This is a genomic window from Polynucleobacter sp. 35-46-11, from assembly GCF_002281105.1.
The window spans coordinates 1-10,349 of record NZ_NCFJ01000066.1; the positions used below are offsets into that span (position 1 = coordinate 1).

Consider the following 10,349-nt stretch of genomic DNA (forward strand, 5'->3'; position numbering starts at 1 on the left):
CTGATTTCCAGCGGTACTCCTATGCGCATGGCATGTCTCCAAATGCTAATGATTCAAAAAAAATCTATTTTAGGTATATATACGCGAATACACATATATATGGATACCCTTACGTTTTACGCCATTTCACTTTAGCTCTGGGGCTAAGTTGAGTTAAGGCTTCTACAATAGGGGTTTTAGCTTATGTCGAATTCTCGCATTTTTTGATGATCCCGCTCAATTCTTCTGCAATACCTGCCTCAAAACCATCCAAAGTCGTCGTGGGCATGTCTGGAGGAGTGGATTCGTCTGTTGCAGCCTGGATGCTCAAGCAGCAAGGCTATGAAGTGATTGGCCTTTTTATGAAAAACTGGGAAGACGATGATAGCGATGAGTATTGCTCCGCCCGCCAAGATTGGCTAGATGTGGTGTCCGTGGCTGACTTGATTGGAATTGATGTTGAAGCGGTCAATTTTGCTGCCGAGTATCGTGAGCGCGTATTTGCTGAGTTTTTGCGGGAATACGCCGCAGGGCGAACCCCAAACCCCGATGTACTCTGTAATGCAGAAATTAAGTTCAAAGCCTTTTTAGACCACGCCATGAGCTTGGGTGCCGATGCCATTGCTACTGGCCACTATGCACGGGTTCGTCACGAAGGTGGGCGTGTACAGTTATTAAAGGCATTAGATGCCAGCAAAGACCAAAGTTACTTCTTGCATCGCCTGACTCAATCTCAGCTAGCAAATGTTTTATTTCCTTTGGGAGAAATTCCAAAAACGGAGGTGCGCAAGATTGCCGAGCAAATTGGTTTGCACAATGCGCGCAAAAAAGATTCCACCGGTATTTGTTTTATTGGTGAACGCCCTTTCCGGGAATTCTTAAACCGCTACTTGCCGCGTACCCCAGGGCCCATTAAAACCCCTGAAGGTAAAGTCGTTGGAGAGCATATGGGACTTGCCTTCTTTACCTTAGGGCAGCGTAAGGGCATTGGCCTAGGTGGCAGTCAAGATGGCAATGGCGATGCTTGGTATGTAGCCCGTAAAGACGTTGAGAGCAACACTCTATATGTGGCGCAAGGTCACGAACATCCATGGTTATTGGCTAATCAGCTCTCTGCAATAGATGCTAGCTGGGTTGATGGAGTAGCCCCCTCACCAGGGCAGTATTCAGCAAAAACCCGTTATCGCCAAGTAGACTCAGCATGCTCTCTGGCTCCTGGAGTAGAAGGGCCCTTGAACTTTGAATTGACTTTTCCGGAAGCCCAGTGGGCAGTGACTCCTGGCCAGTCTGCCGTTTTATATGACGGCGATATCTGCTTAGGCGGTGGAATTATTTCCGCCTAAGTATTGCCCTCATTTAGGCCGCTGGAGGCGCTGTTTCAGCAAAGGAAGGCCTTTGCATCAACTTTTGATATAGGGCGTCTAGGTTAGGATATTGAGCTTGCCAGGCGATATTCGGGAAGCGGAACAACATATAGCCTAATGCACATCCCACTGCAATATCCGCCAGGGTTATCTGGTTTCCATGGCACCAGGTGTTTTCGCCTAATTCACGGGACATTTGGGCTAACGCGGAGTTAATTTTGCCCATTTGGCGCTCAAGCCAATCGGAGCTCTGTTGCTCTGGCGGGTGGAAGGTCGCCTCTAAGCGAGCCAAAATTCCAGCATCATCTACTCCATCAGCCAGTGCTTCCCATGTTTTGACTGCGACGCGCTCGCGGCTACCAGTTGGAATGAGCTTGCTTACAGGGCTAAGGGTATCAACATACTCCGCAATCACTCGGGAGTCATAAATGGCTTCACCATCCTCCAAAATTAAGCAAGGAATCTTGCCTAAAGGGTTGTTATGTGCAATTTTGGTGTCTGCAGCCCAGACATTTTCGAGTTCGAGGTCTACATCAACCTTTTTTTCCAAAAAAACAATGCGTACCTTGCGTACGTAGGGGCTAGTGAGGGATCCGATCAGTTTCATGTGGCTCAGTATAGCCAAATTGGGTTGCCCTCAAGAACGATTAAAATCAGGGTTTATTGACATATTCAATGTAAAGGCAATATTCGTGAGTCAGCCGATTTCTACCCTCAATGCACTTTCTCCTATAGACGGCCGTTATGCTGGAAAGCTAGATGCCTTACGCCCTTGGTTATCCGAAGCTGCATTTATGCGTCAGCGGGTGTTTGTGGAGATCCATTGGCTGCTGGCTTTGGCTGCTGCAGGTCTGCCGGATGTGCCAAAAATTAGTGCGGCAGATGAAGCTTTTTTATTATCTTTGCCAGAAAAATTCTCTGACGCCGATGCGCAACGTATTAAGGACATCGAGGCAGTTACTAATCATGATGTCAAAGCGGTTGAATATTTCTTAAAAGAAAAAGTAGCTGGTCGACCAGATTTGTTGAAGGCTAGTGAATTTATTCACTTTGCTTGCACCTCTGAAGACATTAACAATACTTCGCATGGTTTGATGTTGCGTGGGGCGCGTGATGAAGTGTTGTTGCCACAACTCAGAAAAGTACTTTCTTTATTAACGGATTTAGCAATTGAGAATGCCAAGGTGCCTTTGTTATCTCGCACGCATGGCCAGCCCGCTTCTCCAAGTACATTAGGTAAAGAGTTGGCTAATATCGCTAAACGTTTAGAGCGTGCGATTACAACGATTGCAGCGGTACCCTTGTTAGGAAAAATGAACGGTGCCGTTGGTAATTACAATGCGCATTTATCTGCTTACCCGAATTTCGATTGGGAAAACTTTTCCAAGAATGTTGTTGAGAAGCGTTTAGGTCTCACATTTAATCCGTATACGATTCAGATTGAGCCGCACGATGGTATGGCTGAGTTATTTGATGCGATTGCCCGCGCCAACACAATCTTGTTGGATATGGACCGAGATTTCTGGGCTTATATTTCGATTGGTTACTTTAAGCAACGCACCAAAGCCGGTGAGATTGGTTCATCAACCATGCCACACAAGGTGAATCCAATTGACTTTGAAAATTCTGAAGGTAACTTGGGTGTAGCAAATGCCTTACTGCGTCACTTAGCCGAGAAATTGCCGATTTCTCGCTGGCAACGCGACCTGACTGATTCAACCGTGTTGCGTAACCTAGGACCAGCCTTTGGCCATAGTGTTTTAGCCTATGACAGCGCCTTGCGTGGTTTAGGCAAGTTGGAAGTGAACCATGCTGCAATTGCTGCAGACTTGGATGAGTGCTGGGAAATATTGGCAGAGCCAGTACAAACCGTCATGCGTCGCTATGGCATTGAGAACCCGTATGAGCAACTCAAAGAGCTCACTCGTGGCAAAGGCATTAACCAAGCCGATTTACAAACCTTCATTCGTGGCTTGCAAATCCCTGATGATGCAAAAGCCTTATTGCTGGAGATGACACCGTCTTCTTATTTAGGCAAGGCGGTCGAGTTGACCGAACGTCTGAAAAAGTGAGTTTGACTCCAAGCCTTGGGCGCGCACCGCAGGATTCGCAATACGGTGCCCGCCCCAAGATCTGTTTTGCTGTTTATCAACTGCTTTGGCATCTCTTATTGCCGTTTGCATTCATTCGTCTTGCCTGGCGTACACGCCACTCATCTGAATATTTAAACCACTTCTCTGAGCGCCTCGGTTTTTCCTATGGCAAAAAGATTGCTGAGGGATCGGTATGGATTCATGCGGTATCTGTTGGTGAGACTAGAGCTGCTCAGCCCCTGATAGAGGCTTATCTCGAACGTGGTGAAACAGTTCTGCTAACTCATATGACACTCAATGGCCGTCGCACTGGCGCTGCTTTATTTGCCAAAGCGATTGCCGCAGGTAAGCTACGCCAGCTATATCTTCCTTATGATCTGTGCTGGTCTGTTGCTAATTTCATTCGCGCATTCAAACCCAAGTTCGGTTTGCTTATGGAGACTGAAGCTTGGCCAACTGTAGTGTTTTATTGCGCAGAAATCGGCCTACCATTATTTTTAGTAAACGCTCGCCTATCTCAACGTAGCGCCCGTCGCGTGAATCGTTTTGGTAGTGCCGGTAGATCTTTATTTCAAGCATTTGCGGGCATCTTGGCTCAAACACAATTCGATGCTGACCGCTATCGCAGTCTTGGCGTTAAAAAAGTGGAGATCGTTGGTAATCTCAAGTTTGACGTGCCGCTGGATTCAGACTTAGTTCAACAAGGTCAAGCTTGGAAGCAAGAGTTGCATTTAAATCAGCGCTTGATGATTTGTGCTGCCAGTACCCGTGATGGTGAAGAGGCGATCATCCTCAAGGCCTGGAAGGACCTTTTGGCCTCTAATGCCCTTGAGATTGCGCCATTGCTCTGTTTGGTGCCACGTCATCCTGAGCGTTTCTCTGATGTAGCCAATCAAATTCATGAAGCTGGCTTGAGATTTCGCCGTCGTACAGGGTGGCCTGAGATGCCGAATGTCGATCAAGATGTAGATGTAATTCTAGGTGATTCAATGGGCGAGATGCCGATGTATTACAGTGCTGCTGACTTGGTGGTCATGGGTGGTAGCCTACTTCCTTTTGGTGGGCAGAATCTGATTGAAGCCTGTGCTGCTGGATGTCCAGTGTTGCTTGGTGAGTATACTTATAACTTCGAGCAGGCCGCATTAGATGCTATCGAGATGGGCGCTGCAAAGCGTGTCAAGGGTGAGCTCATCTTAAGTGAGTCGATTGCCCTGATGGAGGCTTTAAAAGAATTGTTATTGAATACTGCCGAACTGGCAAAGATGTCGAGCGCTGCAACAGCCTACTCGATCGAGCATCAAGGCGCGACTAAGAAAATATTAGCCGCCCTTGAGCATCAGAATTTCACGCTAAGCTAACTACTTAGATAAGTCTTAGACCTGTGCCCCAAAGTTGGGGTCATCATTACGGGCGGCATCATCAGGCTTACGTTCACCCTTCACCAAGTCTTCACGGGTAACGCCTAGCCACATCGCTAAAGCTGCTGCCACGAACACTGAAGAGTAGATACCAAACAAAATACCGATGGTCAATGCCAAAGCAAAGTAGAAAAGGGTGGGGCCACCAAAAATCAACATTGCCAACACCATCATTTCAGTGCTGCCGTGAGTAATCATGGTACGACTAATTGTGCTGGTAATTGCATTATCAATAATTTCGCGGGTATTCATCTTGCGGTATTTGCGGAAGTTTTCGCGAATACGGTCAAAGATCACCACAGACTCGTTTACTGAGTAGCCCAATACAGCCAATACCGCTGCCAACACGGAGAGCGAGAATTCCCATTGGAAGAAGGCAAAGAAGCCAAGAATAATCACGATGTCATGCAAGTTCGCGATGATGCCTGCGACAGCAAATTTCCACTCAAAACGGAAAGAGAGGTAAATCACAATGCCAATAATCACGAATAACAGCGCTAAGAGCCCATCAATCGCAAGCTCACGACCAACCTGTGGCCCAACAAACTCGACACGCTGCAGCTTCACACCAGAGGTGGCTGGTTCAAGCGCTTTCATCACTGCTGCACTTTGATCGGCAGAAGAAATCATTTTCCCTTCAGCGTCTTTTTGTAGTGGCAGGCGAATCATCACATCACGTGAGCTACCAAAGTTCTGAATCTGCGTATCGGAATAACCTAACTTTTCTACATTCGACCTAATCGAGTCCAAAGGAGCAGTCTGTGGGTAAGTAACCTCCATTACCGTACCGCCAGTGAACTCAATTGAAAGATGAAGGCCGTTATGCCAAAGGAAGAAGACGGCGGCTAAAAAGGTGATTAGAGAAACCGCATTGAGCGCCAATGCATGGCGCATGAAGGGAATGTCTTTTTTGATCCGGAAAAATTCCATGGCTTATTTCTCCTGTGGACGCCAAACTTGGCCGATAGCGAGTTTCTGAACTTTTTTACCTCTGCCGTACCAGAGATTAACTAGGCCGCGTGAGAAAAAGACTGCTGAGAACATTGAAGTCAAAATACCAAGGCAATGCACTACCGCGAAGCCTTTGATTGGTCCGGAGCCAAATGCTAGCAATGCAAGACCGGCGATTAAGGTAGTGACGTTTGAATCCAAGATCGTTGCCCAAGCTTTATTAAAGCCAACAGCAATGGCCGTTTGCGGAGCAGCGCCATTACGCAGCTCCTCGCGAATACGTTCGATAATTAAGACGTTGGAGTCAATCGCCATACCAAGAGCTAATGCCATCGCGGCGATACCTGGCAAGGTTAGGGTGGCTTGTAACATCGATAACACAGATATCAACAGCAATAAGTTCACTGCAAGCGCCACAACTGAGAAGGTGCCAAACAGTAGGTAGTACGCAATCATGAAAATAGAGATAGCTCCAAAGCCAATGATGAGGGATTTAAAACCCTTCTCAATATTTTCTGCGCCCAAACTAGGTCCAATCGTGCGCTCTTCAATGATCTCCATTGGTGCTGCAAGTGAGCCTGCACGTAACAAGAGGGCCAAGTCATTTGCGCTCTCGGTAGTCGGCTGACCAGTAATTTGAAACTTGGAGCCAAATTCACCTTGAATCGTGGCAATGGTGAGAACCTCGCCTTTGCCTTTTTCAAACAGGATCATGCCCATTGGCTTGCCGATGTTTTCACGAGTGACCTCTTGCATTACACGACCACCAGCAGCATCTAAAGAGATGTTGACGGCTGGGCGCTGATTTTGATCGAAGCCAGCACTCGCGTCAGTAATGCGATCACCACTGAAAATGACTGATTTTTTGAATACGCCTTGACGGTTCTCGCCAAAGCGGAATACGTCCATGCCTGGAGGCGGAGTCTCACCAACAGCAATTGTAGAAAGGATGGGGTCTGCCAATCTGGATTCGAGAGTGGCGGTGCGACCAATAATGTCTTTGGCGCGCGCAGTATCTTGTACGCCTGGTAATTGCACCACGATACGCTCAGCACCTTGTTGCTGAATCACTGGCTCTTTAACAGCCAACTCATTCACACGCTTATTCAATGTGACGATATTTTGTTTTACTGCGTTATCTTGAATCTCTTTCAAGGCAGTGGGTTTAAATTCGCCAATGAGTTTTGGAGAAAGACCGGTTGGCTTAATTTGCCAGGTCAGATCAGGCTGACTAGTCATTAAGACGGAGCGCGCCTTTTCAGCATCCTCGGTACTGCCGAAAGTCAGGGTAATAGAATCTTGACTGCGCTCGATGCCTTGTTGGCGAATGGATTTGTCACGCAGCTGACTGCGAATATCTGTTGCCAAAGAAGTCACCTTCTTTTGAACAGCGCCCTTCATGTCCACTTGTAGTAAGAAGTAAACACCGCCACGCAAGTCAAGGCCGAGGGGCATTGGTAATGCATTGAGTGCATTTAACCAGCTCGGTGTATTGGAGAGTAGGTTTAATGCAACTGTGAAATTAGGTTCGTTTTGATCGATGTTCAATTTCTGCTGCAACAGGTCGCGAGCACGTAATTGAATATCAGTATTGTTAAAACGAATTTTGATCGAGCCTACATTGCCTGTAGATTCAAAGAAGATGCCGGTGTTACTGATATTGTCATCAGTCAGAATTTTTTCAACTCGAGACTGAGTCGCCAAATCAACCTTGATGGTTGGTTTGGCGGATGAGACTTGAACCGCTGGCGCCTCTCCGTAGAAATTGGGTAATGAATATAGTCCTCCGATTAATAAAGCAAATAGGATGACTATGTATTTCCAGAGAGGGTAGCGATTCATATTGAGATACTTTTAAACAAGCTGATTAAGCAGACTTCAGTGAGCCTTTTGGCAATACTGTTGTGATGGCGCCTTTTTGCATCTGCACTTCAGTACCAGCAGAAATTTCAACAGTCACTACTTGATCCTTCAATGCAGTCACCTTGCCGATGATGCCGCCAACAGTTACTACTTCATCGCCAACTGAAAGAGACTCAAGCATTGCTTTAGTTTCTTTTTGACGCTTCATTTGTGGGCGAATCATGATGAAGTACAGCACTGCAAACATCAACACCAGGGGAAGGAAGCTCATCAAGCCACCGGAATCTGCGCCCGCAGCTGGAGCCTGGGCAAAAGCGTTACTAATCCACATACAAAACCTCCATTAATTACCAATTGGAAACTGCTTTAGTTTTAGGCTTTTAAAGCGAAGCCGTAAACCCGCAATTCTAAACTGTATGGGGCTTTGAAGGCTGATTTACTACCCGAGGGCTATTAATCCTGTCCAGGCTCTACGCCGCGTTGGCGATTCTGATGAAATTCCTCGCGATATGCGCTAAAACGGTCTTTTGCCAGGGATTCTCGGACCTCTTCCATCAGTTGAAGGTAGTAGGATAGATTGTGGATGGTATTGAGCTGTGATCCGAGGATTTCATTCGCCTTTTGGAGGTGATTTAAGTAGGATCTGGTGAAATTTTTGCAGGTATAGCAGGCGCAGGTAGGGTCCACAGGACGATCATCGTCCTTGTAGCCTGAATTACGTAACTTGAGGTCACCAAAGCGGGTAAATAGCCAGCCATTGCGGGCATTGCGAGTCGGCATCACGCAGTCAAACATATCAATTCCTAGGCTGACCCCCAGCATCAGGTCTTCAGGGGTTCCAACGCCCATTAGGTAATGAGGCATGTGCTCTGGCAGCTTCGGAGCTGTGAAATTCAGAATGCGTTCAAATTCGGGTTTGGGTTCACCAACGGAGAGACCGCCAATGGCAATACCGTCAAAGCCCTGTTGACTGACTGCGTCTAAGGAAAATTCACGCAGGTTTTCAAACATCCCACCTTGGACGATGCCAAAGAGACCATTGCCTGTCTCGAGCTCGCGAAAGCGCTTTAAAGAGCGATCACCCCAACGAAGTGACATCTCTAATGAGGCACGTGCGGTTTTTTCTGAAGTGGCTTGCCCCTTGATTTCGTAGGGCGTGCACTCATCAAACTGCATAGCGATATCGCTATTGAGTACCGCCTGAATTTCCATCGACACTTCTGGGGACATAAATAACTTATCGCCATTGATCGGGGAAGCAAATGTCACGCCTTCTTCAGAAATCTTTCTCAGGGCGCCCAAACTGAAAACCTGAAAGCCACCAGAGTCGGTGAGGATGGGCTTATCCCAGCCCATGAAGCGATGTAAGCCGCCATGCTTCTTAATGACATCCAAGCCTGGTCTTAGCCACAGATGAAAAGTATTGCCCAAAATAATTTGGGCTTTGGCTTCATTCAAATCTCGAGGTGTCATGGCCTTCACCGTGCCATACGTCCCCACTGGCATAAAGATTGGCGTTTGAACACTGCCGTGAGGAAGGTCAAGCTGACCAAGGCGCGCAGGGCTCGCAGAGTCACGCGCCAAGATATTGAAGTGAACGGGTTTAGTCATGAGCTTGTCTAGTTAAGAACATCGCATCGCCGTAGCTAAAAAAGCGATATTTATTTTGAATGGCATGTTGATAGGCACTGCGGATATTGTCTACGCCAGCAAAGGCGCTCACCAACATGAGTAAGGTGGATTTTGGTAGGTGAAAGTTAGTCAGTAGGCAATCGACGGTTTTGAATGCATAGCCCGGCGTAATAAATAAATTGGTTTCACCGCTAGCTTGTTGGGTTTGAGCCAGGCTCTCTAAGGCTCTAAGGCTGGTCGTGCCGACTGCAATCACCCTGCCGCCCGCCTTGTGAGTATCTTCAATAGCTGAAATAGTTTCTGGGGGAACTGAGAACCACTCATAGTGCATTTTGTGTTTGCTGAGATCTTCTTCGCGAACCGGTGTAAAGGTACCTGCGCCCACATGCAGGGTAACGCTACCTTGCTTCACTCCGAGTTCATGCAGTCGTTTGAGAATGGCCTCATCAAAGTGTAAGCCGGCTGTCGGGGCCGCGACAGCGCCAGGATTTTTGGCAACGACAGTTTGATAACGATTGGCATCTTCTTGATCTGGCTGATGTGCGATATACGGCGGTAGTGGTAATTCACCAAAGCGTTCAAGCAAGTCAAATACATTCTCAGGGAAGCGCACTTCATAGAACCGGCCGTCATAACCAATCATTTCAACTGGGAAGGTTTCACCCAATTTGTTGTACACATGTACGATGCTGCCGGTCTTGGGAACCTTCGAGGCTCTAATTTGTACCCAGGCCTGCTTATCACCGCTGATACGCTCAATCAGGAGTTCAACATTCCCGCCAGTCTCCTTCTTGCCGTGCAGGCGAGCAGGAATGACCTTGGTGTCATTAAAGACAAGCAAATCCCCAGGCTTAATAAGGTTAAGAATGTCGGGGAACTGCCGATCGATCAATTGGGCGGCATTATCCCCATTCGCCCTCAGCTCTAGGAGGCGACTATCCGTTCTATTGGCCAGGGGATGCTGGGCAATTAGTTCGGGCGGGAGGTCGTAATTGAAGTCGGAAAGTTGCATAGCATTACCATCAGGTATTGGATTTTAACGATGACGA

At 47.4% G+C, this 10,349-nt stretch carries 9 protein-coding genes; 3 read left to right on the top strand and 6 right to left on the bottom strand.

The genetic code is table 11. From position 1 onward, the window contains the following. Positions 1-206: 206 nt before the first annotated feature. On the top strand, positions 207-1,322 hold the full coding sequence (gene mnmA / locus B7Y67_RS07110) for a tRNA 2-thiouridine(34) synthase MnmA (RefSeq protein ID WP_293598039.1): 1,116 nt from the start codon (positions 207-209) through the stop codon (positions 1,320-1,322). Between the two features lie 13 nt (positions 1,323-1,335). Here the strand turns inward: mnmA and B7Y67_RS07115 are convergent, their stop codons facing one another. Beyond that, the gene (locus B7Y67_RS07115; protein ID WP_293598040.1) at positions 1,336-1,950 is read right to left on the bottom strand and encodes a glutathione S-transferase; all 615 of its coding nucleotides are present in this window, start codon (positions 1,948-1,950) and stop codon (positions 1,336-1,338) included. 85 nt (positions 1,951-2,035) lie between these two features. Here B7Y67_RS07115 and purB point away from each other — a divergent pair, with 85 nt between their 5' ends. Together purB and B7Y67_RS07125 are read left to right on the top strand one after the other, a co-directional pair. Next, the gene (gene purB / locus B7Y67_RS07120) at positions 2,036-3,415 is read left to right on the top strand and encodes an adenylosuccinate lyase (protein ID WP_293598041.1); all 1,380 of its coding nucleotides are present in this window, start codon (positions 2,036-2,038) and stop codon (positions 3,413-3,415) included. After that, entirely contained in the window at positions 3,412-4,794 is a 1,383-nt protein-coding gene (locus tag B7Y67_RS07125; RefSeq protein WP_363926924.1) for a 3-deoxy-D-manno-octulosonic acid transferase, read from the top strand. Before purB ends, B7Y67_RS07125 begins: the two co-directional genes overlap by 4 nt. Positions 4,795-4,809: 15 nt before the next feature. On the opposite strand, the gene secF is transcribed toward B7Y67_RS07125, so the two are convergent. The 5 genes from secF to queA form a co-directional block, all read right to left on the bottom strand. Further along, positions 4,810-5,784: a protein translocase subunit SecF gene (gene secF / locus B7Y67_RS07130; protein WP_293598042.1), complete on the bottom strand. Its 975-nt coding sequence runs from the start codon at positions 5,782-5,784 to the stop codon at positions 4,810-4,812. Between the two features lie 3 nt (positions 5,785-5,787). Next, entirely contained in the window at positions 5,788-7,647 is a 1,860-nt protein-coding gene (gene secD, locus B7Y67_RS07135; RefSeq protein WP_293598043.1) for a protein translocase subunit SecD, read from the bottom strand. Positions 7,648-7,672: 25 nt separating this feature from the next. Further along, a complete protein-coding gene (gene yajC, locus B7Y67_RS07140; RefSeq protein WP_216225392.1) occupies positions 7,673-7,999 on the bottom strand; it encodes a preprotein translocase subunit YajC in 327 nt (108 codons plus the stop codon). Between the two features lie 122 nt (positions 8,000-8,121). Then, a complete protein-coding gene (gene tgt, locus B7Y67_RS07145; RefSeq protein WP_215375721.1) occupies positions 8,122-9,279 on the bottom strand; it encodes a tRNA guanosine(34) transglycosylase Tgt in 1,158 nt (385 codons plus the stop codon). Next, entirely contained in the window at positions 9,272-10,312 is a 1,041-nt protein-coding gene (gene queA, locus B7Y67_RS07150) for a tRNA preQ1(34) S-adenosylmethionine ribosyltransferase-isomerase QueA (RefSeq protein WP_293598044.1), read from the bottom strand. The genes tgt and queA overlap by 8 nt, the downstream gene beginning before the upstream one ends. Between the last annotated feature and the right edge of the window lie 37 nt (positions 10,313-10,349).